This window comes from Novosphingobium sp. MMS21-SN21R (genome assembly GCF_031846015.1).
Taxonomy (GTDB): domain Bacteria; phylum Pseudomonadota; class Alphaproteobacteria; order Sphingomonadales; family Sphingomonadaceae; genus Novosphingobium.
Genome location: NZ_JAVRDU010000001.1, coordinates 3,026,900 through 3,052,058 on the forward strand (window position 1 = coordinate 3,026,900; position 25,159 = coordinate 3,052,058).

At 64.2% G+C, this 25,159-nt stretch carries 32 protein-coding genes; 15 read left to right on the top strand and 17 right to left on the bottom strand.

From position 1 onward, the window contains the following. Positions 1 to 17 precede the first annotated feature (17 nt). The 3 genes from yidD to rpmH are packed head-to-tail and all read right to left on the bottom strand — an operon-like array spanning position 18 to position 801. Positions 18 to 227 (bottom strand): membrane protein insertion efficiency factor YidD, encoded by a 210-nt coding sequence (gene yidD / locus RM192_RS14665; protein ID WP_311508300.1) that lies wholly within the window; start codon positions 225 to 227, stop codon positions 18 to 20. Beyond that, a complete protein-coding gene (gene rnpA, locus RM192_RS14670; RefSeq protein ID WP_311508301.1) occupies positions 224 to 628 on the bottom strand; it encodes a ribonuclease P protein component in 405 nt (134 codons plus the stop codon). The genes yidD and rnpA overlap by 4 nt, the downstream gene beginning before the upstream one ends. A 38-nt stretch (positions 629 to 666) precedes the next feature. Next, positions 667 to 801: a 50S ribosomal protein L34 gene (rpmH, locus tag RM192_RS14675; RefSeq protein ID WP_231466748.1), complete on the bottom strand. Its 135-nt coding sequence runs from the start codon at positions 799 to 801 to the stop codon at positions 667 to 669. Positions 802 to 974: 173 nt separating this feature from the next. Between rpmH and RM192_RS14680 the strand changes: the two genes are divergently transcribed. Next, on the top strand, positions 975 to 2,303 hold the full coding sequence (locus tag RM192_RS14680; protein ID WP_311508302.1) for a CHASE3 domain-containing protein: 1,329 nt from the start codon (positions 975 to 977) through the stop codon (positions 2,301 to 2,303). A 21-nt stretch (positions 2,304 to 2,324) separates the two neighbouring features. Here the strand turns inward: RM192_RS14680 and RM192_RS14685 are convergent, their stop codons facing one another. The 3 genes from RM192_RS14685 to RM192_RS14695 all read right to left on the bottom strand — a co-directional run bounded on the left by RM192_RS14685 (position 2,325) and on the right by RM192_RS14695 (position 6,331). After that, positions 2,325 to 4,640 carry a CDC48 family AAA ATPase gene (locus RM192_RS14685; RefSeq protein ID WP_311508303.1) on the bottom strand — a complete coding sequence of 772 codons (2,316 nt, stop codon included), beginning with the start codon at positions 4,638 to 4,640 and terminating at the stop codon, positions 2,325 to 2,327. Between the two features lie 426 nt (positions 4,641 to 5,066). Further along, positions 5,067 to 5,513 carry a hypothetical protein gene (locus RM192_RS14690; protein ID WP_311508304.1) on the bottom strand — a complete coding sequence of 149 codons (447 nt, stop codon included), beginning with the start codon at positions 5,511 to 5,513 and terminating at the stop codon, positions 5,067 to 5,069. A gap of 38 nt (positions 5,514 to 5,551) precedes the next feature. Beyond that, positions 5,552 to 6,331 carry a universal stress protein gene (locus tag RM192_RS14695; protein ID WP_311508305.1) on the bottom strand — a complete coding sequence of 260 codons (780 nt, stop codon included), beginning with the start codon at positions 6,329 to 6,331 and terminating at the stop codon, positions 5,552 to 5,554. Positions 6,332 to 6,475: 144 nt separating this feature from the next. On the opposite strand from RM192_RS14695, the gene RM192_RS14700 reads away from it, so the two are divergent. Then, positions 6,476 to 7,120 (top strand): HAD-IA family hydrolase, encoded by a 645-nt coding sequence (locus RM192_RS14700; RefSeq protein ID WP_311508306.1) that lies wholly within the window; start codon positions 6,476 to 6,478, stop codon positions 7,118 to 7,120. A gap of 471 nt (positions 7,121 to 7,591) precedes the next feature. Here RM192_RS14700 and RM192_RS14705 read toward each other — a convergent pair whose 3' ends face one another. Continuing rightward, positions 7,592 to 8,467, bottom strand: coding sequence for a LysR family transcriptional regulator (locus RM192_RS14705; RefSeq protein ID WP_311508307.1), 876 nt, complete (start codon positions 8,465 to 8,467; stop codon positions 7,592 to 7,594). 98 nt (positions 8,468 to 8,565) lie between these two features. Here RM192_RS14705 and RM192_RS14710 point away from each other — a divergent pair, with 98 nt between their 5' ends. From RM192_RS14710 to RM192_RS14730, 5 genes are read left to right on the top strand one after another with little or no spacing between them, the layout of a single operon-like run. After that, positions 8,566 to 9,276 (top strand): CoA transferase subunit A, encoded by a 711-nt coding sequence (locus RM192_RS14710; protein ID WP_311508308.1) that lies wholly within the window; start codon positions 8,566 to 8,568, stop codon positions 9,274 to 9,276. Beyond that, positions 9,273 to 10,097: a hypothetical protein gene (locus RM192_RS14715; protein ID WP_311508309.1), complete on the top strand. Its 825-nt coding sequence runs from the start codon at positions 9,273 to 9,275 to the stop codon at positions 10,095 to 10,097. The genes RM192_RS14710 and RM192_RS14715 overlap by 4 nt, the downstream gene beginning before the upstream one ends. A 24-nt stretch (positions 10,098 to 10,121) precedes the next feature. Beyond that, a complete protein-coding gene (locus tag RM192_RS14720; RefSeq protein ID WP_311508310.1) occupies positions 10,122 to 10,781 on the top strand; it encodes a CoA transferase subunit B in 660 nt (219 codons plus the stop codon). Positions 10,782 to 10,798: 17 nt separating this feature from the next. Continuing rightward, a complete protein-coding gene (locus tag RM192_RS14725) occupies positions 10,799 to 11,347 on the top strand; it encodes a glutathione peroxidase (RefSeq protein WP_311508311.1) in 549 nt (182 codons plus the stop codon). Between the two features lie 44 nt (positions 11,348 to 11,391). After that, complete coding sequence (locus tag RM192_RS14730) at positions 11,392 to 12,075, top strand: glutathione S-transferase family protein (protein ID WP_311508312.1); 684 nt, start codon at positions 11,392 to 11,394, stop codon at positions 12,073 to 12,075. Positions 12,076 to 12,118: 43 nt separating this feature from the next. On the opposite strand, the gene RM192_RS14735 is transcribed toward RM192_RS14730, so the two are convergent. Continuing rightward, entirely contained in the window at positions 12,119 to 12,550 is a 432-nt protein-coding gene (locus tag RM192_RS14735) for a DUF983 domain-containing protein (RefSeq protein WP_311508313.1), read from the bottom strand. Positions 12,551 to 12,659: 109 nt separating this feature from the next. On the opposite strand from RM192_RS14735, the gene RM192_RS14740 reads away from it, so the two are divergent. From RM192_RS14740 to RM192_RS14750, 3 genes are read left to right on the top strand one after another with little or no spacing between them, the layout of a single operon-like run. After that, positions 12,660 to 13,346 (top strand): ferritin-like domain-containing protein, encoded by a 687-nt coding sequence (locus tag RM192_RS14740; RefSeq protein WP_311508314.1) that lies wholly within the window; start codon positions 12,660 to 12,662, stop codon positions 13,344 to 13,346. Positions 13,347 to 13,368: 22 nt separating this feature from the next. Beyond that, positions 13,369 to 13,974, top strand: a complete 606-nt coding sequence (locus RM192_RS14745; RefSeq protein ID WP_311508315.1) for a lysophospholipid acyltransferase family protein — start codon at positions 13,369 to 13,371, stop codon at positions 13,972 to 13,974. Then, the gene (locus tag RM192_RS14750; protein WP_311508316.1) at positions 13,967 to 14,776 is read left to right on the top strand and encodes a DUF1295 domain-containing protein; all 810 of its coding nucleotides are present in this window, start codon (positions 13,967 to 13,969) and stop codon (positions 14,774 to 14,776) included. The genes RM192_RS14745 and RM192_RS14750 overlap by 8 nt, the downstream gene beginning before the upstream one ends. Positions 14,777 to 14,959: 183 nt before the next feature. On the opposite strand, the gene RM192_RS14755 is transcribed toward RM192_RS14750, so the two are convergent. Next, entirely contained in the window at positions 14,960 to 16,705 is a 1,746-nt protein-coding gene (locus tag RM192_RS14755; RefSeq protein WP_311508317.1) for a bifunctional metallophosphatase/5'-nucleotidase, read from the bottom strand. 170 nt (positions 16,706 to 16,875) lie between these two features. On the opposite strand from RM192_RS14755, the gene RM192_RS14760 reads away from it, so the two are divergent. Next, positions 16,876 to 17,511 (top strand): TetR/AcrR family transcriptional regulator, encoded by a 636-nt coding sequence (locus RM192_RS14760; protein ID WP_311508318.1) that lies wholly within the window; start codon positions 16,876 to 16,878, stop codon positions 17,509 to 17,511. 4 nt (positions 17,512 to 17,515) lie between these two features. Here RM192_RS14760 and RM192_RS14765 read toward each other — a convergent pair whose 3' ends face one another. Together RM192_RS14765 and RM192_RS14770 are read right to left on the bottom strand one after the other, a co-directional pair. Next, entirely contained in the window at positions 17,516 to 17,848 is a 333-nt protein-coding gene (locus RM192_RS14765; protein WP_311508319.1) for a hypothetical protein, read from the bottom strand. 35 nt (positions 17,849 to 17,883) lie between these two features. Further along, the gene (locus RM192_RS14770; RefSeq protein ID WP_311508320.1) at positions 17,884 to 18,327 is read right to left on the bottom strand and encodes a thermonuclease family protein; all 444 of its coding nucleotides are present in this window, start codon (positions 18,325 to 18,327) and stop codon (positions 17,884 to 17,886) included. Positions 18,328 to 18,450: 123 nt separating this feature from the next. On the opposite strand from RM192_RS14770, the gene RM192_RS14775 reads away from it, so the two are divergent. Next, positions 18,451 to 18,636, top strand: a complete 186-nt coding sequence (locus tag RM192_RS14775; protein WP_311508321.1) for a hypothetical protein — start codon at positions 18,451 to 18,453, stop codon at positions 18,634 to 18,636. 4 nt (positions 18,637 to 18,640) lie between these two features. Here the strand turns inward: RM192_RS14775 and RM192_RS14780 are convergent, their stop codons facing one another. Then, a complete protein-coding gene (locus RM192_RS14780; RefSeq protein WP_311508322.1) occupies positions 18,641 to 18,988 on the bottom strand; it encodes a DMT family protein in 348 nt (115 codons plus the stop codon). 149 nt (positions 18,989 to 19,137) lie between these two features. On the opposite strand from RM192_RS14780, the gene RM192_RS14785 reads away from it, so the two are divergent. After that, positions 19,138 to 19,473 (top strand): hypothetical protein, encoded by a 336-nt coding sequence (locus RM192_RS14785; RefSeq protein WP_311508323.1) that lies wholly within the window; start codon positions 19,138 to 19,140, stop codon positions 19,471 to 19,473. Between the two features lie 14 nt (positions 19,474 to 19,487). On the opposite strand, the gene RM192_RS14790 is transcribed toward RM192_RS14785, so the two are convergent. The 5 genes from RM192_RS14790 to gluQRS all read right to left on the bottom strand — a co-directional run bounded on the left by RM192_RS14790 (position 19,488) and on the right by gluQRS (position 22,454). After that, complete coding sequence (locus tag RM192_RS14790; protein ID WP_311508324.1) at positions 19,488 to 19,781, bottom strand: hypothetical protein; 294 nt, start codon at positions 19,779 to 19,781, stop codon at positions 19,488 to 19,490. A gap of 80 nt (positions 19,782 to 19,861) precedes the next feature. Then, positions 19,862 to 20,734 (bottom strand): 3-hydroxyacyl-CoA dehydrogenase NAD-binding domain-containing protein, encoded by an 873-nt coding sequence (locus tag RM192_RS14795; protein ID WP_311508325.1) that lies wholly within the window; start codon positions 20,732 to 20,734, stop codon positions 19,862 to 19,864. Positions 20,735 to 20,804: 70 nt separating this feature from the next. Next, on the bottom strand, positions 20,805 to 21,365 hold the full coding sequence (locus RM192_RS14800; protein WP_311508326.1) for a cob(I)yrinic acid a,c-diamide adenosyltransferase: 561 nt from the start codon (positions 21,363 to 21,365) through the stop codon (positions 20,805 to 20,807). 16 nt (positions 21,366 to 21,381) lie between these two features. Further along, the gene (locus tag RM192_RS14805) at positions 21,382 to 21,612 is read right to left on the bottom strand and encodes an HIG1 domain-containing protein (protein WP_311508327.1); all 231 of its coding nucleotides are present in this window, start codon (positions 21,610 to 21,612) and stop codon (positions 21,382 to 21,384) included. Next, positions 21,609 to 22,454 (bottom strand): tRNA glutamyl-Q(34) synthetase GluQRS, encoded by an 846-nt coding sequence (gene gluQRS / locus RM192_RS14810; protein WP_311508328.1) that lies wholly within the window; start codon positions 22,452 to 22,454, stop codon positions 21,609 to 21,611. Before gluQRS ends, RM192_RS14805 begins: the two co-directional genes overlap by 4 nt. 395 nt (positions 22,455 to 22,849) lie before the next feature. Here gluQRS and guaA point away from each other — a divergent pair, with 395 nt between their 5' ends. Together guaA and RM192_RS14820 are read left to right on the top strand one after the other, a co-directional pair. After that, positions 22,850 to 24,424 (top strand): glutamine-hydrolyzing GMP synthase, encoded by a 1,575-nt coding sequence (gene guaA / locus RM192_RS14815; RefSeq protein ID WP_311508329.1) that lies wholly within the window; start codon positions 22,850 to 22,852, stop codon positions 24,422 to 24,424. A gap of 97 nt (positions 24,425 to 24,521) precedes the next feature. Continuing rightward, complete coding sequence (locus RM192_RS14820) at positions 24,522 to 25,151, top strand: hypothetical protein (protein WP_311508330.1); 630 nt, start codon at positions 24,522 to 24,524, stop codon at positions 25,149 to 25,151. The last annotated feature ends 8 nt before the right edge of the window (positions 25,152 to 25,159 follow it).

The window sequence follows — 25,159 nt, forward strand, 5'->3', positions numbered from 1 at the left end:
ACCTTGGAATTTCTACATCAGGGCACGGGGTCATAACCGTGCCCACCCCACGGGTGGCAGCGCAATAGCCGCTTCGCCGCCAGCCAGCCACCCTTAATCGCGCCGTGTTTTTCGGCCGCCTCGATCGCATATTGCGAGCACGACGGACTGTAGCGGCACGATGGCGGCAGCACCCGCGATGGCCCGAGTTGCCAGCCGCGTGCGATGAGGATCAGCAGGCGTTTCACTTGCGCGGTTTTCGGGATTTGCCGGAGTCGGAGCGCTTGCGCGGGGGATCGCCCTTGCCCTCAGCCGCGCGCGCCAGTGCCACGGCGAGTTCTTCGCGCAGGGCGGCGAAATCACGCTCCACGCCGCCTTCACGGCCGATCATCACGTGGTCAGCGCCAGCGATTCCCGCGAGCGGCAGCGCTTCACGCAACAGCGCGCGGAAGCGGCGCTTCATGCGATTGCGGACTACCGCGTTGCCGATCTTCTTGGTGACGGTCACCCCGAAGCGCAAATCGGCTCCGGCGCTTTCGGGCACGACATCGCGGTTCACCAACAGCACGAATCCGGGCCTTGCGACCCGGATTCCGCGGTTGGCGGCAACAAAGTCCGCCCGTTTCCGGATGGTGGCGATTCGGGTCATGACCGCGACCGCCGATCCGGAAGCTAAAACGTCAGGCTTCAGGCCGACAGTTTCTTGCGGCCACGCGCGCGGCGGGCGGCGAGAATCTTGCGACCACCGACGGTAGCAGAACGGGTGCGGAAGCCGTGGCGGCGGGCACGCACGAGGTTGCTGGGCTGGAAAGTGCGCTTCATCTGTTTGCTCTTCTCGTTAAATATCGTGAACAGGCATCCATCGCCGCAAGCGCGACGTGCCGGAATCAGGTGCTGGCCGATAGGCGAAGGGCCACCTTGCGTCAACCCTGTGACCGAAGCGCGAGACGTTTCAATGCGTTGCCCCGCCTGCACAGAAGGGTTAGGCACGCGCCATGACTACACCCACGAGAGCAGGGGCGACAGCAGGGGCGGGCGAATCCGGTTTGCGCTGGTGGCAACGCGCCCCGCGCATTCCCACGCTGGCACTGTTTGCCGTGGTGGCTTTGGCCCTGCTCGGCACGTTCGCGCTGATTCTCGCTACTGTGGAGGCCGAGCGCACCCAGCGCGAGCAGGCCGCGCGCACCAGCGGCATCCTTGCCTCGCTGGACGAAATCGTGCGCGCGACGATGAGCGGGGAGACCGGGCAGCGCGGCTACTTCATCACCAGCGATACGCGCTACCTGGCGCCTTACCGCGAGGGTGCAGCCCAATATACGGCGGACCTGGCCCGGCTGCGCGAGCAGATGGGCAGCGACCTGCCCATCGAACAATCGCGCCTGCTGGCCGAAATCGGACGGCTGGGCGATGCCAAGTGGGCCGAAATGTCCGACGTGATCGACCTTGTCGCGCAGCGGCGCATTCCCGATGCCCATGCGCGCGTGCTGTCGGATGAAGGGCAGCTCGCCATGCAGGGCCTGCGCCGCGCGGTGGCGCGACTGGAGGACATCGAACGGGTCAAGCTGGACGAGGCGGTCGAGCGCGCGGCAGTGGCCGAATCGCGCATTCTGCCTTCGCTTGCGGCGCTGTTCGTGGTGATCGTCTGTGCGCTGGCGCTGGGCCTGTGGCAGGCGATCCGCAAGGCCGAGGCCGAGGCGCTGGCAGAAGGTGCCGCTGCCATTGCCGAAGCCCGCGACCGCGCCGATCTGCTCGCCAAGGAGCTGAACCACCGGGTCAAGAACCTGTTCGCGGTGATTCTGGCCATCGTGAAGATGAGTGCGCGGGGCGACACGGCTGCGGCCCCCGCTGTCGACCGCATCGCCAAGCGCATTCACGCCCTGGTGACAGCGCATGAGGTGACGCAAGGCACCGGGCAGGACCAGACGGTCGATTTCGCCGACCTCATCGGCAAAGTGATCGCGCCTTACAAGTCGAGCAGCGAGCGCTGCGAATTGACCGGCGGCACGATGGTCCTGCCGGGGAAGCATGCCGTACCGCTCGGGCTGGTGCTGCACGAACTGGTGACCAACGCGGTGAAATACGGTGCGTGGTCGCAGGCGGGCGGTTTGCTGCGGGTGACGTGGAGCCATGCAGGTGGGCAGGCGCGCGTGGTGTGGGAAGAGCATGGCGTGGCTACCTCGGCCCCGGAACCGGGACGCGAGGGCTTCGGCTCGGCCCTGATCCGCTCGTCCGAACGGCAACTCGACGGGACGATCGAGCGCCGCTTCGGCGAGAGCGGGATCGTGGTGGAAATGACCTTCCCGCTGATGGACGAGGGCGCCTGAGCGCCCCCGTCCGTTCAGCGATCAGTGCTTCGATTCGCGCGTTGGCTGAACCATGCCGGGAACGATGAAGCCGAGCGGGCCGGGCTCCATCGCGCGCTTCTTCAGTTCGCCCTTCATCCGGCCATATTCCTCTTCCATCTGCGGCGTGACCGTGGCGCGCGAATCGGCCAGTGCTTCGATGAAATCGGCATTGGTGACGGACTGGACATCGCCGCCCGCACGCCGGATGGCGTTGAGGCCAGCGCGGCGCACGACGTCTTCGAGATCGGCCCCGGTGAACCGGTCGGTCTCGGCGGCAACGCGGTCCAGATCGACATCGTCGGCCAACGGCATCGCCTTGGTGTGGATGCGCAGGATATGCGCGCGGCCTTGGGGGCTGGGCGTGCCGACATAGACCAGTTCGTCGAACCGGCCCGGCCTGAGCAGCGCCGGGTCGACGAGGTTGGGCCGGTTGGTCGCGCCAATCACGATCACCGATTGCAGCTCTTCCAGACCGTCCATCTCGGCAAGGATGGTGTTGACCACCCGGGCCGTGACTTGCGGCTCGCCCTGCCCGCTGCCACGTGCGGGCACGAGGCTGTCGATTTCGTCGATGAACACCACGCAGGGCGCTACCTGGCGGGCGCGAGCGAACAGCCGCGAAATCTGCTGCTCGCTTTCGCCAAACCACTTTGACAGCAGGTCGGACGACTTGATCGAGATGAAGTTGGCCTCTGCCTCCTTGGCCACGGCTTTGGCGAGCAGGGTCTTGCCTGTTCCGGGCGGGCCATAGAGCAGGAAGCCCTTGGCCGGACGGATACCAAGACGGTGGAAGGCCTCGGGGTTCTTGAGCGGCAGTTCGACGCCTTCGCGCAACTTCTCCTGCGCATCGTCCAGCCCGCCGATATCGGACCAGCCGATGGTCGGCGCCTGCACCATGACTTCGCGCATCGCCGATGGCTGGACGCGCTTCAATGCCTGCAGGAAGTCCTCGCGTTCGACGCGAAGGTTGTCGAGCACGTCCTGCGGAACCGTCTGCTGCTCGAAATCGAGCAGGGGCATGATCCGGCGCACCGCGTCGATCGCCGCCTCGCGGGTCAGCGCGGCAAGGTCTGCCCCGACAAAGCCGTGAGTGGTGCGGGCGAGTTCCTGCAGATCGACATCTTCGGCCAGCGGCATGCCGCGGGTATGGATGCCGAGGATCTCGCGGCGGCCCGATTCATCCGGCACGCCGACGACGATCTCGCGGTCGAACCGGCCCGGACGGCGCAGCGCCTCGTCGATGGCATCGGGGCGATTGGTCGCGGCGATCACGACAAGGTTGGTGCGCGAATGCAGCCCGTCCATCAGCGTCAGCAACTGGGCGACGAGGCGCTTCTCCGCCTCGCCGTGGACTTCGCTACGCTTGGGCGCGATCGAATCGATCTCGTCGATGAAGATGATCGACGGCGCGGCCTTGGTCGCCTCCTCGAACACTTCGCGCAGGCGCTTTTCGCTCTCGCCATAGGCCGAGCCCATGATTTCCGGGCCGTTGATGGTGAAGAACGAGGCGTCGCTCTCATTCGCCACGGCGCGCGCCAGCCGGGTCTTGCCGGTGCCCGGAGGCCCGTGCAGCAGCACGCCCTTGGGTGGATCGACGCCGAGGCGGGTGAACAACTCGGGATAGCGCAAGGGCAGTTCGACCATCTCGCGCAGCTGGCGGATGGTATCGCCCATGCCGCCGACGTCGTCATAATTGACGTCGGCACGGGATGAACGCGGTTCCTCGTATTCGGGGCGCAGTTCGACTTCGGTGTTCTCGTCGATATGCACCACGCCCTTCGGCACGGTGGACACTACCGTCAGGCGGATCTGCGTGAGAGCAAAGGCCGGTGCGTTGAGCATCTGGCGCAATTGCGGCGGCATGTCGTCGCGGCTGACCTGCTGCTGGCCCGCCGTGGCGACAAGGTCGCCCATCACCAGCGGACGCCCGGCAAAGTTGCGCTTGAGCGCGAGCGCAGGGCCTTGCAGGCGCAAGTCCTTCTGCGCGGGCGCAAAGACAACGCGCTGGGCGGGGCGCGAATCGATCTTGCGCACTTCGACATGCTCGCCCGACGCCACATCGGCATTGGCGCGCTGAAGCCCGTCGAGGCGAATCAGTTCAAGGCCCTCGTCCTCGGGATAGGGCTGGATCACGCGGGCAGCGGTCGAGCGCTTGCCGACGATCTCGATCACATCGCCCTCGGTCACGCCCAGCTGCGCCATCAGGTGGCGGCTGATACGCGCGATGCCGTGCCCGCTTTCTTCCTGCCGCGCGCCAGCGACTTGAAGGCGCAAGGTTCGCGCATCAGTCCGGGCTTCGGTTGCCGCATCTGCCATGAGTTGAAATCCCCTTGATCAGCCGTCTGGAACCGATGTGGGAACCCGGCGGCAGGATTTCAAACGCGGGAGCGGGGGGATGGTTGCGCAGAGAGGTCCGCCGACATTTCACCGGAGCGCCGCGAAGCCCGCAAATACCCGAATCATCAGGGCAAAAAAATGGCCCGGCAGTTGCCTGCCAGGCCGGAAAGTTTTGGGAGAGGATGCCTGAAAGGCAGCATCTGTATGCTTTACTCATGGATTTTGTGCAAGTGCGAAATGAACAATTCATGTTGCAGTTTTTGCAATTTGCGGCTTAAACTTCGGTAATGTCAGCATTTCATAGTTGTTTCAACCGAAACGAAACGGCCAATTACCATTCGCAATGGATTGTAGTGGCGGGTTGCGAATCACCATGTTGCGCTTGCGAAGCCGCCGATATGGATATTATCGCGCGCAACCGCGCTGGGTGTCGGGGCCTATCCGGCGGACTACTGCGAACGGATAGACCGTGTCGCTCATCCCGTCGGAGCATGTTTCGCGGCGCACTTCCAGTTCGATGGGCTTGCCGTCGATGGTGCCCGCATACGTCACGCCAGCGCCCGCATCCTTGCGGGTGACGGCAACGGCTGCGCCGTCTGGCACGTCCGGCGTGGAATAGGAAAGCCGCGCGCCCTCAACACTGGCCGACCAGAACGGCTCGGTCCCCACGGCGGTAAACTTCGTCGGCACCGGCGCTAGGATCGGCGGCGCGCGGCGTTCCTCCACCAGCGTGGCACTGGCGGCGGGCGTCGGCAGTGCGCTCTCGCTCGCCTCACCAGATGGCACGGCCTCTGGTGCGGGTGAACAGGCGGCGAGAAGCGCCAATGCGGGCAGGATTGCAGGAACTTTCATCCCGCCCCTGTCCCGCGCTGGCGCGCATTAGCCAAGCCTCAATGCGCCAGCAGCAGTGGGATCTGCGACCGGTCGAGCATTTCGCGCGATACCCCGCCCATCAGCAGCTCGCGCAAGCGGCTGTGGCCGAACAGGCCCATCACGATCAGGCCCGCGCCCACTTCGCGTGCGCATTCCTCGATAGTGAACGTGATCGAGCCGTTGCGCTCCTTCTCGTGCACTTCGGCGTGGATGCCGTGGCGCGAGAGGTAGCAGGCGGCGTCCGAGGCCGGGAACGTACCGTCCTTTTCGCGCACGGTCAGCAGGTGAACCGCGCCTGCCAGCCTCAGCAGCGGCAGCGCGGCGCGCAGGGCGTTGGCCGATTCATGGCCGCCGTCCCATGCGACCAGCACGGGGGTATCGAACGTGAGCTTGGGAAGCCCGCGCGGCACAGCGAGCACCGGGGCGCGGACGCCCAGCACCATCTCCTCAAGCGCGGGGTCCCCCAGCGTCGCCACCAGCACATCGGCGAAACGTGCCGCTGCGGCGGCGGCTTCGACCCGGCCCTGATCGTCGATTGTCACATCGAAGGGCACGTCCTGCGGGCCGAGGCGCGCATCAAGCTCGCGCGCAAGCTTCTCGTCCAACTCGCGCGCTTCGCTGATCGCTGTGGCGGAGATGGCGGCACCGCCGAATGGCTCCCACACCGCCATCTGCGCAAAAGGCGTGGCGATCTGGAAGGTGACGTGGCCGCCGGTGGCGCGGGCCAGCGCGAGCGCGCTTTCGACGCGGTCACCTTGGGTTTCGGATGTGTCGACCGGGCAAAGAATGGAGCGCATGGGGATCCTCCTGTCGTGTGATCCCCCACCGTCACCCGGCATGGTGCGCCTCACCATGACCTGCGTCAATTCGCACGCAATTTTGAGAGGGTTGCCGAGTGTGGGTGTTGGGTTAAGGCGGGCAGCGCGGGTTCAGGAGGACGGATGACCTATTCGGCGGTGATATTCGATTTCGGCGGGGTAATTACCTCGTCGCCGTTCGAGGCGTTCAACCGGCTGGAGGCGGCGCGCGGGTTGCCGCAGAATTTCGTGCGGCAAGTGAATACGGTGAATGGTGATACCAACGCCTGGGCGCTGTTCGAACGTGCCGAGATCGGTGCTGCGGAATTCGACCGCCGGTTTGCAGCCGAGGCGCGGGCCCTGGGGCATGAACTGGACGGCGCGTCGGTGCTGGCGGTGCTGGCAGGCGCGGTGCGCCCGGCGATGGTTGCGGCGCTCGATAGGCTGAAGGCGAAGGGCTACCGGCTGGGCTGCATCACCAACAACGTCCCCTCCGGCCACGGCGCAGGCATGGCCCGCAGTTCCGATGGACGCGACGAACTGGAGCAGATCTTCGCGCGGTTCGAGCATGTGATCGAGAGCAGCAAGGCCGGGGTGCGCAAGCCCGATCCGCGCATTTACCTGATGATGTGCGAGGCGTTGGGACTGATGGCGGAGGACTGCGTCTATCTCGACGACCTCGGGATCAACTGCAAGCCAGCGGCGGCGCTGGGGATGCGGGCGATCAAGGTGACGAGTGGCGAGCAGGCGCTGGCGGAATTGGCGGCGGTGCTGGGGGGTGGGTTTTAGGGGTGGATTTCCGCCGGGAATGGACTGGCTGAAGTCGACGCCATTGCGGACATTTGACGCTACTCTGAAGGCGAGAGGGCTAAGTCTGCCCCTCCAACACATTCCTGCTCTAAAGAGCTGCGCCGAAGCCTGCCATAGCTCAAAGCAAAAACCCCGTTCGTCCTGAGCCTGTCGAAGGATGCGCGCAGGCGTTGGGCTGGGTGATTGTGACCTCTCGGTAACGCGGGACATTGGGGTGTCGGGGTTCCGCCCGTTTCGGGGGGTTGGCGCGCGTCCTTCGACAGGCTCAGGACGAACGGATTTGGGTGTGTTGGGCGGGGTTGCCCCGCGAAATCCTCCCTGTTTTCGCGTAGCGCAAACGGGGAGGTGGCAGTCGCCGCAGGGGACTGACGGAGGGGTTGCTGCCCCTCCACCACCAGCTACGCTGGCGCTCCCCCTCCCCGTTTGGCCTGCGGCAAAACAGGGAGGATTTTACGATCCATCCATCCGCAATTCACCTGCGCGGCGGAACAGTTCCAGCACCACCGGGTCGCTCTCCGTGGCGCGGATCGCGGCTTCGAAGCGGATCGTGCGGGTGGGGCGGGGGAGTATCTCAGCGAGGGTGCCGCATTCCAGCAGCGCGCGCACCATCGGTTCAGGCAGGACTGCCGCGCCGCCGCCGCCACCGATGATCTCGATCAGGGTGCGCACGTTGTTGCAGGTGCTGATCGAGCGCGGGGTAAGCGCGTTAAGCGCGAGCGTTTCCAGCATGACCCCGTGCAGCGGCGAGTGGCTGGGGATCGACCAGACCGGCAGGCTTTGCGCGAAGCCGCCCGCCTCGGCAGTGGCGCGGCTCGCCACCCAGACCAGCCCGACCGAGCCGATCTCTGCCGTGCGGATGCCGGGGCTGGCGACAGGGCCTGCGAGCAGCGCCATGTCGATGGTGCCGCCCAGGACCTGCGTCAACATGCGCGCGGTGAGGTCGAGTTCGATCTCCAGCGTTACGCCGGGCAGGTCGCGCTCTACCGCGTGGACGAAGCCCGGCAGGCATGATGCCGCCGCGATCTCGCCGCTGCCGATACGCACGGTGCCGGTCGCGCCTTCGAAGCCCGAGGCGGTGAGCAGGGCCTTTTCGAAGCCTGCCCACAATGGTTCGCATTCCTTGACCAGCCGCCGCCCGCGCGCGGTCAGCACCATATTTCGCCCTTCCCTCCGGAAGATGGCGATGCCAAGCTGCTCCTCGATTTCGCGGACGCGCGCGGATATGGCAGGCTGCGTTGTGTTCAGACGCTCTGCCGCCGCACGAAAGGTGCCAAGGCGCGCGATCCACAACAGGGTTTCGAGGTGATAGATGGCGATGCGCTTCATTCGATCAGTAAGTCTTATCGAATCAGATAAAAAACAATCGCTCTTTTCAATTCATTGTCCGTGCTATCGGCCCGCCTGAACGCAGGAGAGATTTCCCGATGTCGAAGAAGCTTTATGCCGATGCCGCAACCGCGCTTGACGGTTTGCTGCGCGATGGTCTGCTGATTACCTGTGGCGGCTTCGGCTTGTGCGGCGTGCCCGAGCGCCTGCTCGATGCGGTGCGCGACAGCGGCGTGAAGGACCTGACCTTCGCCTCTAACAATGCAGGCATCGACAACGAGGGCATCGGCAAGCTGCTGCGCACGCGGCAGGTAAAGAAGATGATCGCGTCCTACGTGGGCGAGAACAAGGAATTCGAACGCCAGTATCTTTCGGGTGAACTCGAAGTCGAATTCTGCCCGCAAGGCACGCTGGCCGAGCGCATGCGCGCCGGTGGCGCAGGAATCCCCGGCTTCTACACCAAGACCGGCGTCGGCACGCTGGTGGCCGAGGGCAAGGAAACCAAGGTTTTCGACGGACAGGAATATGTCCTCGAACGCGGCATCGTGTCCGACCTCGCGTTGGTGAAGGCATGGAAGGCGGACGAGACTGGCAACGTCGTGTTCCGCAAGACCGCGCGCAACTTCAACGTGCCTGCCGCAACCGCTGGCAAGGTCTGCGTCGTCGAGGTCGAAGAGATCGTGCCGGTGGGCAGCCTCGATCCCGACAGCATCCACCTTCCGGGCGTCTATGTGCACCGCCTGATCGTGGGCGCGCCCTATGACAAGAAGATCGAGTTCCGCACCGTGCGCGAGCGCGAAGCGGCGTGATTCACCGCGCGCTGCCTTCTGCGGCGGTGCTGGCGCTGGCTGCGTTGCCGCTTGGCGGCTGCGTGGCGGCAGCGCTGGTGCCGATTGCAGCAAGCGGCGCTGTGGCCAAGCGCACCTCCGATATCGGCAAGGAGCGCAAGGGCCGGAAGTCGGTCAAGCCGGTGGTGACTGTGGGTAGCGATGCGGTGCTGCCGCCCGCGATCGTCGCGCCTGCGGATGCAGAAGAGCCGGCTCCGGCAGCGGAAGCACCGCAAACCGGCGATGACGACGGCTTTGCCGCCATGAGCGCGTGGGTCATGGCCGCTGGCGGCGCGCCTTCTGGCAAGCCGGTGCAGTCCGCCCTGCTGGAGCAGCGCAGCCTGGCCGCACTGCCCCGCACCGAAGTCTGCAGCGACCAGCGGCGCGCGCTTCTGATCGATCTGGACCTGGGCGAAAAGCCGTTCGATCTGACCGATCCGCCCTCGCCCGCGCCAGGCCTGGCCGATCATCTGCGCACAATACGCGGCACGGGCGTGGCGGTGGTGTGGATCGCCGCGTTGCCAGAGGCCGCATCAGCCGATCTTGGCACGATCCTCAAGGCGACCGGGCTGGACCCGCTGGGGATCGACCGCACGCTGCTGCTCCGCCAGGGTGAAACGCGCAAGCAGCAGATCCTCAATCGCGCCGCCGAGGACTGGTGCGTGCTGGCCATCGCGGGTGACCGCAAGGGCGATTTTGACGAAGTGTTCGATTATCTGCGCAATCCGGATGGGCCGGTTGCGCTGGCGCTGGAGCAGCATGTCGGGGCCGGCTGGTTCCTCGTGCCGCCCCCTATCCGTTAAGTTCAGCAGGAAGACACACAATCCATGACCACGCATGACGGGCTGAAAGCAGGCTGGAGCCGCGACCAGATGGCAGCGCGCGCCGCGCAGGAACTGCAGGACGGGTTCTATGTGAACCTCGGCATCGGCATCCCCACGCTCGTGGCGAACCACGTGCCCGAAGGCATGACGGTGACGCTGCAATCGGAGAACGGGATGCTCGGCATCGGGCCGTTCCCTTATGCGGGCGAAGAAGACGCCGACCTGATCAATGCGGGCAAGCAGACCATCAGCGAGCTGCCGCAGTCGGCCTATTTCGACAGCGCGCAAAGCTTCGCCATGATCCGTGGCGGCAAGATCGACCTGACCGTGCTGGGCGCGATGGAAGTGGCCGAAAACGGCGACATCGCTAACTGGATGGTGCCCGGCAAGATGATCAAGGGCATGGGCGGTGCGATGGACCTCGTCGCGGGCGTCAAGAAGATCATCGTGGTGATGGAACACGTCGCCAAGGACGGCAGCCCCAAGTTCATCCCCGCCTGCACCCTGCCGCTGACCGGCGTGGGCGTGGTCGACATGATCGTGACCGACCTTGCGGTGTTCGCCCGCGCGGATCACAGTTCGCCGTTCAAGCTGATCGAGCTTGCGCCCGGCGTCAGCGCAGAGGAAGTTCGCGCGAAGACGACCGCGCATTACGTCGATTGATTTCAGGAGAACGCCCGATGAGCACCGACCTCGCCTCCATTCCCCTCGCCCGCCTCGATGGCAGCGCGGACAGCCTTGCCAATCATGCGGGCAAGGTCCTGCTGGTGGTCAATGTCGCCTCCAAGTGCGGGCTGACCCCGCAGTACGAAGGGCTCGAGGCGCTGTTCAAGGCCAAGGCCGCCGACGGCCTTGAAGTGCTCGGCTTCCCCGCCAACGATTTCGGCGCGCAGGAGCCCGGCACGGCTGAGGAAATCACCGAGTTCTGCAAGCTCAACTATGGCGTGTCGTTCCCGCTGTTCGCCAAGGGCGATGTCAGCGGCCCGGCCAAGCAGCCGCTCTATGCCGCGCTGACAGAAGCTCTGCCGGCCAAGCAAGGCCCGGCCGAGGAGTTCCGCGAAAAGCTCAAGGGCTATGGCATGACGCCAACGCAGGACCCCGAAGTGCTGTGGAACTTCGAGAAGTTCCTGATTGCGCGCGACGGCACCGTCGCCGCGCGCTTTGCGCCGGGCGTTACGCCGGACGATCCCGCGCTGGTGGCCGCGATCGAGGCCGAACTGGCGAAGTGATCCGCAGGTTGTGATTTGGTCATGGGGCGTTAGGTTTGCGTCCCATGACTTACACATTGATCACCGCAAACCGGAACTACTCCAGCTGGTCGCTGCGCCCGTGGGTGCTGATGAAAGCGCTCGGGATCGCATTTGACGACCGGATCGAACCGTTCACCAAACCGGCCAACTACGACGAGTTCCGCGCCTTCTCGCCCACCGGGCAAGTGCCGGTGCTGATCGATGGCGCGCGCACGGTGTGGGATTCGCTGGGCATCGCGCTCTACCTTGCCGAGCGCCACGCAGGCGTCTGGCCGCAGGACGAAAGTGCCCGCGCCTTTGCCATGTGCGCCGTCACCGAAATGCACGGCGGCTTTTCGGCACTGCGCAATGATTGCACGATGAATGTCGGCGTGCGGGTAAAGCCCCGCCCGATGAGCGCGGCGCTGCTGCGCGATGTGGGGCGCGTGCGCGAGATCTTCGAGGAGGGCCTGGCGCGTTTCGGCGGGCCGTGGCTGGCGGGGGCGGAGTTCACCGCACTCGATGCCTTCTACGCCCCGGTCGCCTTCCGCATCCGCACTTATGGGCTGGACATGGGAGCGGGGCAAGCGTGGGTGGATCAAGTGCTGGCCCACCCGGCGATGCTGGAATGGGAAGCCGAGGCGCTCGCGGAAAGCTGGCGCGAGGTTGGGCACGAGGCGGAACTGGCGGAGTGCGGGGAGATCGTGGCGGACTACCGGGTGGGGTGATGTGCAGGCCGTAACCCTGCTCTCTCCCCCGCAGGGGAGAGGGCTAGACGCCCCCTTCGCCCTCACCCTTCTCCCGCGCGTTGAGCTTGGCCCACAGGCCTTCCGTGCCCGCTTCCATCGCGTTGTTCACGTATTGCGAGGCGACGAGCCAGCCCTTGAACGGGCGTAGCGTAGCGAGACAGCCGAGGCCGAGGATGGGGACCGAGGTGATCACATGGACCCACCATGGCGGCGAATAGGCGACTTCGAGCCAAACGACGAAGAACGTCAGCGGGAAGGCGGTGATGCACAGGGCGAAGAACGCAGGGCCATCGTCGGCATTGGCGAAATCATAGTTCAGCGCGCATTCCGGGCAGGTTTTCTGCAGCTTCAGCCAGCCACCAAACATCGAAGCCTTTCCGCAGCGCGGGCATAAGCCCTTGAGGCCGCACCGGAAAATCCAGTCGAACTTGGGGTTTTTGGTGAAGATGGCCATGGTGCAGTTCGCGTCCCTGATGTCTTGCGCCGTCCTTATGCCCCGCGCGCGCCTTGGCAAGCCCGAAGGACATTGCGGAACGAAACGGCGCTTCGAGCGATGACAGTTTGTGTCAAAACTTTTCCAGCGTTTCCGCGCCCGGTTCCTCGATGTGCTCGCATCGATCTACATCTATAACGAGCATCGCGGTTATACGTCACTCGACCGCGTGATCGATGCGGTGCGCGTGCGCTGCCCCGATGATCCATCCTTTATCGCCGCAATCGAGAAGCACCGCGGGGACGAGCGCAAACACTACGTCATGTTCAAGCGCTGGTTCGAACTGCAGGGACGTATGCCGCTCAGCGTCGACACCACGTGCGGCCACATCGACCGTTTCATCGAAAAAGTGTTCGGCTGCTCTATCGACGATCTAGATACGCAGGGTGTGATCGCCAGCCCTGAAGCGTTCGAGCGGCTGTGCCGCGTGATCATGCTGACCGAACAGCGCGGAATGCGGCAAGTTGAAGTGCTGCTGACCAATAGCCATGTCCGTTCCGACAAGGCGATGAAGCGTATTTTCGAGGTGGTCGAGAAGGATGAGCCGGACCACTGGATGCCCTACGCGGGCTGGCTCGACCGGCAAGGCCCGGCCAAGGCGATGTGGCGCGAACGCTGGGCGGACTACTGGATTCACAAGTCCTTGATGCTGGTGAAACTGCCCAGCCTGTTCCTGCGCCGAGCAACCCCGCGCATGGCGGCGTGGCCGGATGCGGGGGAGGGGAGTTTGTTAGACAGCGCCCGGAGCGCGCGCTAATCTCCCGCCGGGGGAGAACGCAATGGCAATAGAGGATCGCAGGCCCAGCCTGTTATCGCGCATCGTGCGGGGGGCGCTGGTTACGCTGTACCGCGCGCGCGGGTGGAAGGCGCAAGGCACGCCGCCTGCCGATGGCCGCTGCGTGATCATTGCCGCGCCGCACACGTCCAACTGGGATTTCCTCTATTTCATCGGGCTGACCGAGGATCTTGGGATCATGCCGCACTTCATGGCCAAGGACAGTCTGTTCCGCTGGCCGATGGGCCGGTTCATGCGCGATATGGGCGGGGTGCCGGTGGTGCGCTCGGCAAGGGCGAACGTGGTCGATGCGATGGTGGCTGAATTCGCGCGGCGCGACCGCTTCATGCTGACCATCGCGCCCGAGGGGACGCGCGGCAAAGTGGGGCAATGGCGCAGCGGGTTCTATCACATCGCGCTGAAAGCGGGCGTGCCGCTGGTCGTCGGCATGATGGACTATGGCACGAAGACTGGCGGCCTCGGCCCGGCCATCTGGCCATCTGGCGACTATGAGGCCGACATGGCAAAGATCTTCGACGTCTATCGCACGGTTACCCCCCGCCACCCGGCGCGGGGCCTCACGAGCCTGCCGGAGAATGCGGATGCCTGACACCCTGCTGCTCGCCCTGATGATCAACGTCGCCATTCTTGCGGCGGGAATGCTGGTGTTGTGGCGGGTTTCGGTAAAGATCGGCGATGTCAGCTTCATCGACGCGGTCTGGGGCGGCGGCATGGGCGTGCTGGCGCTCACATCGTGGCTGCACGTTCCGGGCGGCGCGGGCGCGCGGGCGAGCCTGATCGCCGCCATGGCCGCGATCTGGGCAGCGCGGCTGGCGTGGCACCTCTACACCCGCTGGCGCGCGCATGGTGAAGACCCGCGTTATGCGAAGATGCTCGGCAAGGCGCGGGCGGAGGGGCGCTTCGGTTCCGCAGCGCTCAAGTTCGTATTCGCCCCGCAAGCGCTGCTGCTGTTCATCACCTGCCTGCCCGCGCAGATGGGCGTGCTGGCGAGTTCAACGCCTGCGCCGCTGGGCGCTCTGGCGTTTGCGGGCGCGGCGCTGTGGCTGCTCGGCATCACGTTCGAGGCGGTGAGCGATGCGCAATTGAACGCCTTCCGCGCCGATCCCGCCAACAAGGGCAAAGTCCTCAGCACTGGCCTGTGGCACTACACCCGCCACCCCAACTACTTCGGCGATGCCTGCGTCTGGTGGGGCATCTGGCTGGCCGCCGCCGAGGCTGGACTGTGGGTCGCGCTGGCAAGCGTGGTGGGGCCTGTGTTCCTGACCTTCACGCTGACGAAGTGGTCGGGCAAACCTCTGCTGGAAAAGGGCATGGAGGAGCGACGGCCGGGGTATAAGGCATACGTGGAGCGGACTTCGGGGTTTGTGCCGTGGTGGCCGAAGCGGGGGTAGTTACCTTCCCTCCCCCGTTCGTCCTGAGCTTGTCGAAGGACGCGCGGTAACGTCCGTGCGGACGAAGTCAGCGCAAACGCTCAAGTTGCGGCCAGAGTATGCGTCGAAGGTATCAAGACCCAAAATCGCGCGGGTCCTTCGACAGGCTCAGGACGAACGGGTTTTGTTAATTTGTTGTGGGGTTTAGCCGACCCGCGCGGCCCGCATCTCCTGCGGCACGCTTCGCACCGGCACCACACTGATCCAGCTTTCCAGTGCATCGATGTCAGTCGGGCCGGTCACCGTCTCAGGCTTGCCGGTGAAGCCCGAGAAGCCATCGCCGCCGAGGCCGAGGAAGCCGTTCACCGTCACGCGGTAGCCCTTCGCCATGTCCAGCGGCTGGCCGTCCAGCGTGATCGAGACGATCCGGTCGCCCGATGGCCGCGCCGGATCGTAGGTGAACGCGAAGCCTGTCGAGGGGGCCAGCACCTGCTTGGGGCCGGTGTCGTCCAGCCCCTCTTCCAGCGCGGCCTTGATCTGCGCGCCGGTCATCGTCTCGGTCACCACGTTGTTGCCGAAGGGCTGGCACAAGTAGATGTCGCCGAAGGTCAGCGTGCCGTCGGCGGTGGGGACCAGCGGGGCGCGGATGCCGAAGGGGTTCATGAAGGCGATCTGCGCGCCCTTGTCGCGCGTGGCGCCGAGTTGCGCGTCAGCGATGAGGTTGCCCAAGGGGCCGCCCGCGCCGCCTTCCGCGCCTTCGTTCTTGGGGGCAGCGCGGTCGATCTTGCCGATGGGGCGCTGGGTGTATTGCTTTGACGCTTCGACGTATTTCGCGACGTAGCCGGCAACGTCAGGCCGGGGCTGGAACTGCGGGAACAGCGGCGTGTTGGCCAGCGGCCCGCGTGACGAGGTGTAGGGCACCGACTGCACGATCACGTTCTTCGCCGCCTTGGAAACGACGCGGCCGACCAGTGGATCGATCTTCAGCGTGATGTCGGTGACCAGTTCGCCATAGACGCCCGCGCTGGTCAGCAGGAACGGCTTTGCCGGATTGAGCGCTGCGTAATCGCAGACATAGGCCCAGTGGGTGTGGCCCGAGACGACCACATCGACGCGGGTATCGAGCCGGTCGAGGATCGGGCGGATGTCTCCGGCGAAATCGGTGCAACCTTGCGGGTCCGGCTCGCCCTTGGTGCGCCCGCCCTCGTGGATCAGCACGACGATGGCGTCCGCGCCTTGCTCTTTCAGCTTGGGCACGGCGGCGTTGATCGTGTCGGCCTCGTCCGCGAAAGTCAGGCCCGCGATGCCGGTCGGGTTGACGAGATTGGGCGTGCCTTTCAGCGTCAGCCCGATCACGCCCACGGTCACCGCGCGCCGCCCTTTGCCGAAAGTGCGCAGGCCGGTGGCGGGGAACAGCGTCGTGCCGTCTGCCTTGACCGTGCTCGCTGACAGGTAGCGGAATTTGGCCCCGGTGAATGGCTCCAGCGCGCAGGGCTGCTTGGCCGTGAACCTGGCGCAGCCGCCGTTCTGCATCCGCAGCAGTTCGTCCTGCCCGCGGTCGAATTCGTGATTGCCCACCGCGTTAAAGTCGACGCCGATGCGGTTCATCACCCCGATGGCGGGTTCGTCGAGATAGAGCGAGGACGCCAGTTGCGAGGCGCTGATCATGTCGCCCGCCGAGACGGTCAGCGATTGCGGGTGGGCTGCGCGGATGGAATCGATGGCCGAGGCGAGCCACGCCGCGCCGCCTGCGGGCACCGGGATCACGCCGCCCTTGCCGTCTGCCACGTTGACCGCCTGCCGGGGCGGTTCAAGGCTGCCGTGGAAATCGTTGATGCCGACAATGCCCACTTCGACCGGCCCGCTGTCGCGACTGGCCATCGGTCCGGCGCAGGCGGCCAGCGCTCCGGAAAGGCCGAGAGCCAGGATCAGGCGGGCGGACAAGCGCATTGATGGGCGACCTTTTCGTAACGTGTGCAACCGGTTGGCCCGCGCCTTAGCGCATCTGCATTGCAGCTAGAAGGCGTGATCTCACGCAGGCATGAGCAACAGACGTTGTCTGGCGTGCGCCGCATCCCTACAATGGGGAAAAATACCCTCAGGCAGGAACCCCGCGCGCCATGGCCCCAATCCGCAGCGAAAATGATCCGGTGCGCGCCCGCATTATCGAGGCGGCGCAGGCCATTGCCGAGGAACGCGGCGGCGGCGGCATTACCTTTTCCGAACTGGCGGCGCGGGCGGGCATCTCGCAGACCAACCTCTCGCGCTATTTCGACACGCGCGAAGCGCTGATGGAGGCATTGGCCGACCATTGGTTCATGCCGATGGTGGACATCATGGAGGAGGTGCTGGGCAGCGATCTGCCGCCCCGGCGCAAACTTTACGAGTTCTTCGCCCGCCGCTTCGTGGCCCTGCGGCGCAAATGGGAGGCCGATCCGGTCAGGCTCCAGTCCAACATCGAGATCGGCAACGAGTATTTCGAACAGGTCCGCAGCTACATCGACCTGGCCGACCACTACCTGGGCGAGATTATCGGCGAAGCTATGAGCGACGGGGCTTTTGCAGGGCTTGGCGTGGACGAGACGATCAGCCTGGTGAACCAGATGGTCGCGCCCTATTGCGCGCTCAACACCACGATCATGTTCATGGAGCGCCTGAGTGAGGACAAGCTCGCGCGGATCATCGACGCGGTGTTCGACGGCCTCTCTGCCACCGATCGCGGCGCGCGTGCGGTCACGGGTTTACGCGCCGCCTGACCGATCAGGCCTGCGCGCCCAGCAGCACCTTGCGCATGTCGCCACCGTGACGGCGGTGCAGCACGAACAGCGTTGCGAACAGGACTACGCCGCCACCGACAAAGGTGATCAGTCCGTGCGCGATGGCAGCAGGCGACCACTTTCCGCGCCAGGCACACCACAATCCCGACAAGGCGAGAAGTGAGGTAAAATCAGCGTTGAACTGGCCGGGCCATGCGCCTTTCGCCATATCGCCGAAGAAGACCGGAAAGAGGTTCAGCCCATGGTTCGCGGCAACCACGACGGTAAACGCGACCAGCGCAGCCCAGACACCAACCAAAAAAATCCGAAACAGCATGACGCTCTCCCCTTCGTCCTGAACGGGAAGATAGCTCAGGCCGCAGCCTTGCACCAGTTGCCGCGCCGCCCCTTCCAGTGCTCGGCAAGGCCTTCGGCTTCCAGCGTTGCGCCGAGGCTTTGCCCGGCCCGCGTGACCACACGCAGCGCGCGGCCGTAGCGGTCGGTCTCTCGCCCGCGCACTTCGAGCGTGAACGGTCCTTCACTCAGCATCTGCGCCAGTCGCCGCTTTGCCCGATCACCCAGCGCGGCTTCCTCGGGACAAGCGGCACGCGAAGTTTCAGGCGTGTTGATGTCGGCGATGCGGATCTTGGCGCCTGCGTACCAGAAGGTATCGCCATCGACGACGCAGGTTATCCGCTGCGCCGATCCGCAGGCTTCGAAGCGGGCGCGCTCGGGATCGGCGGGCGGATTGGCGGAGGACATGCCGGGCATGACAAGCATCAGCGCGGCGGCGAACGACAGGGTTTTTGTGGCCATGACCCGCTCGTGCGCGGGAGTGCCGCCACATGCGCCTCCGTATTGGCCCGCTGGGTTACCGTCCCTAGCGCCCGCCCCTAGCGCGGGCGCTTAGTGGTAACCACCGGCTAACGAATTGGTGCAATGCTCTCGCTCATGTTCGGACCGCGCCTCACTTCCGTTTTTGCCAGCCGCTGGAAGGCGGTGTGGTGGGCGCTCTCGATGCTGGTCTTTGCCTACTCGGTTGTGCCAAGCCCTGAGGAGCATCCGGCGGAGAAGGCGGCGAAGGCCCATGTCGATCCTTGGGCCAAGGATACCAAGGCGGACTGACCGGCTATTTTCCCGAGAACAGGAAGCCGACGGCTGCCATGATGCAGGCGAAGGCCGCAAAGTGCCGCCAGTGCAGCGGCTCCTTCAACACCAGCACCATGAACAGCCCGAAAATGACCAACGCAATCGCTTCCTGCGCAACTTTGAGCTGCCCAGCGCTCCAGCCGTTGAGCGAGCCGATGCGGTTGGCGGGCACGGCAAGGCAATATTCGAACAGCGCGATGCCCCAGCTGATCGCAATGACTGCAATCACGGGCCGTGCCTCGATTGCCTGCGGTCCGCCTCGTATGTGCCAATACCACGCGGTTGTCATGAACAGGTTCGACAGGACGAGCAGTGCGATGGTGGCCATGGCGTCCGGGTGCCTTTGATGCTGCGCCAAGGCAAGACCATGTCCTCCGTCTTGGCCGAATCTTAACCGATAGGCGGCATTGTCCTGCCGAGAATGTCGCCAAAGGGACTGACGACTTGAGCGCACCCATGCCACGAAGCCAGCTCGCAATGCTTTTGTTTGCCGCAAGCGTGCTGGTCTGCGCCGCGCTGGTCGCCGCCAACTTGCGCGGCGAAGGCCAGACCGAAGCCCTCGCCACGGCTGTCGCCTCCGAAATTCAGCCGGCAGTGTCCCAGTTTGGCGAAGACAGTTCCCCGCCAGAACCCGGTCAGGGCAAATTGCTCGGCCATGTGGAGCGCAACGGCGAAATGGTCGAAGTTCGCGAGATGGTGCCGGACGAAGAACCCGCCTTTGGCGAACCCGACATCGACGCGGAACCGGCCGAAGACAGCGCGCTAAGCCCAGACGCCGCTTCCGCCGTGCAACAGGACCGTCAACCTGGCTGAATCAGCCGGGTGTCTCAGTCCTCGACGCCACCTTCACCGTACATGCCCTCTTCGTCGTCATCGCTGCGTTCGCCGCGATAGGCGCTCATGTCGATCACGCCGCTGCTGACCATCTGATTCATGTGGTCGACAAGATCCTGCGCGTCGCCTGAATCATCATCGCCGCCGTGCACGCGTTCAGTCTCACCTTGTTCGCCGAGCACGCTGGTGGCGCGGGCAATGGCCTCCTCGGCCATGGTCTGGGCCTGGGTGTCACCGTCTTCCTGTTCGGAATTGACGTTTTCGGGGGCAGTAGTGTCACGGTCCATCACGGCGTGTCTCCTTGTGGGAAGACTACGCCCTGATGGCCGCTCTGTTCCGGTTGAGCGCCAGAATCAGCGTGCCGATGTCAGCGGGTGGGCACCGGCGTTTCACCCGAATAATCGTAGAAGCCACGGCCCGACTTGCGGCCCAGCCAGCCCGCCTCGACATACTTCTGCAGAAGCGGCGCCGGGCGGTACTTGGGATCGCCGGTCGACGAGAGGTAGATCTTCATGATCTCGAGCAGGGTGTCCAGCCCGATGAAGTCGGCCAGTTCCAGCGGCCCCATCGGGTGGTTCAGACCCAGCTTCACGCCCTTGTCGATATCGACGACCGAACCCGTACCGCTGCCCAGCACGAACGCTGCCTCGTTGATGAACGGCACGAAAATGCGGTTGACGATGAAGCCGGGTTCATCCTGCGAAAGCACGATTTCCTTGCCGATGTTCGACACATAGCCGCGCACCAGATCGACCGTGGCAGCCGAGGTGGCAAGGCCGGGGATGACCTCGACCAGCTTCATCAGCGGCACCGGATTGAAGAAGTGGATGCCGATGAAACGCTCGGGATCGGGCGAGGACACCGCCATGCGCGTGATCGGGATCGACGAGGTGTTCGATGCCATGACCGCGTGCGCCGCCAGATGCTTACCGGCCGATTCGAAGATCTTGTGCTTGATGTCCTCGCGCTCGGTCGCGGCTTCGATCACCAGATCAGCTTCGGCAAGGGCCGCGTGATCGGAAAAGCTGTGGAGGTTGGCCACCGTCGAGGCGGCCAGCGCTGCATCGACCTTGCCCTTTTCGACCAGCTTGGCGAGGCCCTTGGCGATCTTGTCGCGGGCCTTGTCGGCCAATTCGATCGAAACATCGCCGAGCAGGACTTTCATGCCCGCTTGCGCCGAAACCTGCGCAATGCCCGAACCCATCTGGCCCGCACCGATGACTGCAACCGTTCTGATCATGCCGAAATTCCCCGCTGTGCATACAAATGCGGGCTGGTTAGCGAGCGTAAAGCCGCAAGTCCACCTGACCCTAGCGCGAGGCCCCCGGAACCCACAGCGGATCGCTTCCGGCATTGGTCGCCCGGGCAAGGACGAACAGGTAGTCCGACAGGCGGTTGAGGTAAGCCAGCACTTGCGGGTTGACCGCTTCGGCGTTGTCCAATTCGACCGCGCTGCGTTCTGCACGGCGCACCGTTGCACGCGCGACATGTATGCGCGCCGCCGTCTCGGACCCGCCCGGCAGAATGAAGCTGGTGAGCGGCGGCAGGCCTTCGTTCAGCGCATCGATCGCGCCTTCGAGCCAGTCCACTTGCGAGGCGACGACGCGCAGCACCATTTCCGATGGCGTAAAATCGTCGCCCGGCGTGGCGAGGTCAGCGCCGAGATCGAACAGATCGTTCTGGATTCGCTGGAGGTTGCGTGCGGTCTCGTCCGACGCAGCAACGGCTGCCAGGCCGATGGTGCTGTTGGCCTCGTCCACATCGCCGATAGCCTGCATCCGCGCGTCGAACTTTACCCGGCGCGAACCGTCGACAAGCCCGGTGGTGCCATCGTCGCCTGTGCGCGTGTAGATCTTGTTGAGCTTTACCATTGGGCGGGCGCTGAAATCAGCGCGCGACGGCCATCAGGATGACCACCGCGAGAATGGCCATGCCCTGAAACTTGATGCGGTTGAACATCATCTTGTTCTGCAGCAACTGGTTTGCGCTGGCACCCGCTGCCGGATCGCGGTTGAGATCCATCTCCGTGCTTTGCAGAAATGCGATGATCCCGCGCACGAGCGATACCACCGTCATGATGACGAGGACGACAATCACCGGGATCAGAACATACATCATGACTGCTGATTTATGGTGTCGGACAGCGAAATGCCAGTGGCAAATAGGGCAGCGCGCAGATCGGCCGCCAGTGCTTGTCCGTCCTCACCGGCGCGGCGACGTTCGGCCAGCGCAGGCGCGTCGCGCCGCTTCGCCAGCTTGCGTCCGTCCGGGCCGGTCAACACCGGATGATGGTGCCACACCGGAACTGGCAAGCCGAGCAGATGCTGGAGCAAACGGTGGATATGCGTCGACAGGAACAGGTCCATGCCGCGCGTGACATGAGTGACGCCGTCAGCCGCATCGTCGAGCGTGGCAGCCAGATGATAGCTGGCGGGCGCGTCCTTGCGCCACAGCACCACATCGCCGAACAGCTCCGGCTGTGCTGTCTGCACCCCGCGCCGCTCATCGGTCCATTCGAGCGCCCCTGCAAGTCGTATCGCATTTTTCATGTCCAGACGCCATGCTGCGTCTACGCCCGGTTGAGGTCCTCGCCGCAGGCACGTGCCGGGATAGATCGGGCCGTCTGGGCCCGAAGCAACCGCAGCAGCCGCCACCTCTGCGCGGGTGCAGGTGCAAGGGTACAGCAAACCCATATCACGCAATGTATCAGCGGCAGCATGATAGGTGGGGATGCGCTGCGATTGCGGCGTCACCTCGCGGTAGGTGAGGCCCAGCCATGCAAGGTCGGCGCGAAAGTCGTCGGCAAGCTCGGCGCGTGAGCGGGCGCCGTCAATATCCTCGATCCGCAGCAGGAATTCACCGCCGTCGGCGCTGGCGCGATCATGGGCGACGATGGCGGAAAAAGCGTGCCCCAGATGGAGCGGCCCATTCGGGCTGGGGGCGAAGCGGGTGACGGTCATCGGTCCCAAGGCCTAGACGCCTGCGCCAGAAAAGACAAAACGGCCACCCCGCAGGGGCAGCCGCTTTTGTAGGTATGGTCGCTTTGTGCTTCTGCCGGGCTCAGACGAGCGTGGCAGTGAACATCAGGCCGCTGAACCCAGCAGCAAGAATGAACGGAAGCGCGATCGCGGTAAAGCTGCGCATGGTAAACCTCCTGTTTGGTTCACCTTTGCAGACATCCTCCCAGTTCGATTTGGCCGGCAGGGTGAGCTGGACGCATCGGAACCGGGGCCGCAAATACGCCGAACGACGCATGCTGCAAGTGCGAACGGGGCATTTTCAGTTGCATGAAACGCAACTGGCACATTTGCGGCACTATCTGGACAGAAATGCGCCATATCCCTATCGGCAGCGCATGAGCATCCAGCCCGCAGCAGCCGCCCTTCCAGAGTCGATTCTGATCGTCGATTTCGGCAGTCAGGTCACCCAGCTTATCGCGCGCCGCGTGCGCGAAGCCGGGGTCTATTCGGAAATCGCGCCGTTCACGCAGGCAGAGGCCGCGTTCCACCGGATGAAGCCCAAGGGGATCATCCTGTCTGGCTCGCCCGCCAGCGTGCCTGCCGATGGATCTCCTCGCGCGCCGCAAGTGCTGTTCGACAGCGGATTGCCAATTCTGGGCATCTGCTACGGCCAGCAGGTGATGAGCCAGCAGCTCGGCGGCAAGGTGGAACCAGGCGATTCGGGCGAATTCGGCCGCGCCTTCCTCACCGTAACGGAACCATGCGTGCTGTTCGACGGGCTGTGGAAGCAGGGCGAGCGGCATCAGGTGTGGATGAGCCACGGCGACAAGGTCACCCAGTTCGCGCCCGGTTTCCGCATCGTTGCCGTATCGGACGGCGCGCCGTTCGCAGTCATCGCGAACGACGAGAAGAAGTATTACGGCACGCAGTTCCACCCCGAAGTGGTCCACACGCCCGATGGCGGAAAGCTGATCGCCAACTTCGTGCGCCACGTCTGCGGCTGCACCGGCGACTGGACCATGGCGGAATTCCGCAAGACCAAGGTCGAGGAAATCCGCAAGCAGGTCGGCTCCAGCCGGGTGATCTGCGGGCTTTCGGGCGGCGTTGATTCGGCGGTGGCGGCGGTGCTGATCCATGAAGCCATTGGCGACCAGTTGACCTGCGTGTTCGTCGATCACGGGCTGATGCGCATGGGCGAGGCTGAACAGGTCGTCAGCCTGTTCCGCAACCACTACAACATCCCGCTGGTGCACAAGGACGTGTCGCCCCTGTTCCTCGGCGGCCTTGCCGGGGTCACCGACCCCGAAGCCAAGCGCAAGTTCATCGGCAAGACCTTCATCGATGTGTTCGAAGCCGAAGCCAAGCAGGTCGGCGGTGCGGACTTCCTTGCGCAGGGCACGCTGTACCCTGACGTGATCGAATCGGTCAGCTTCACCGGCGGGCCATCGGTCACGATCAAGAGCCACCACAATGTCGGGGGCTTGCCTGAACGCATGAACATGAAGCTGGTCGAGCCGCTGCGTGAACTGTTCAAGGACGAAGTGCGCGCGCTGGGCCGCGAACTCGGCTTGCCCGACATTTTCGTCGGTCGTCACCCCTTCCCCGGCCCCGGCCTTGCCATCCGAATCCCCGGCGAAGTGACGCGCGAGCGCTGCGACATCCTGCGCAAGGCCGATGCGATCTACCTCGAGGAGATCCGCAACGCGGGCCTCTATGATGCGATCTGGCAGGCCTTCGCCGTGCTGCTCCCGGTCAAGACCGTGGGCGTGATGGGCGATTTCCGCACGTATGATAACGTCTGCGCCCTGCGCGCGGTCACCAGCACCGACGGCATGACCGCCGACATTTACCCGTTCGACGCAGGTTTCCTGTCCCGCGTGGCGACGCGCATCGTCAACGAGGTCAAGGGCATCAACCGCGTGGTCTATGACTACACCAGCAAGCCGCCCGGCACGATCGAGTGGGAGTGAAAATGCAATTACAAAGTGTCCCTGAAACCTCGCCCTGAAAGCCACCTTCCTGACAAATGGTGTTGCGTTCTGAAGTGCGGGGATTCATAGAATCGAAATGCAAAACACCTCCCACGCCGTGATGGCGCAGCGAGTAGAACCTCGCGACAGTTTAGACGATTTCCCCACACCTCCTTGGGCAACCCGCGCACTTCTTGAGCACGTCATCCGAGGTTCAGTAAAAGACTTCTCCTGCCTCGAACCAGCTTGCGGGCGTGGTTACATGGCCCGACCGCTCTCGGAATACTTTCGTGAGGTGGTTGCGCAGGATATCGCTGACTACGAATTCGGATCAATACAGAACTATTTGGATTGCGTCCAAAACCGCGAATGGGATTGGATAATTACAAACCCTCCATTCCGCCTCGCCGAAGATTTCATCATGAAGGCACTCGATGAATGCAAAAAGGGATGTGCGTTTTTAGTTCGCACGACTTTTCTTGAGAGCATAGGGCGATTTAACCGCATATTTAGTTTAAATCCACCTTCAGTTTTCGCTCAATTCGTTGAGCGCGTTCCAATGGTAAAAGGTCGATTGGACCCAAAAGCTACCACCGCCACTGGCTACTGTTGGCTTGTGTGGGACAAACATAGGGTTGCTGAATCTAGGGTTGTTTGGATTCCGCCATGCCGCAGAACACTTGAAAGACACGGCGACTATCCTAAATCAGAACTCCTACTTATGTGAGGGAGTTT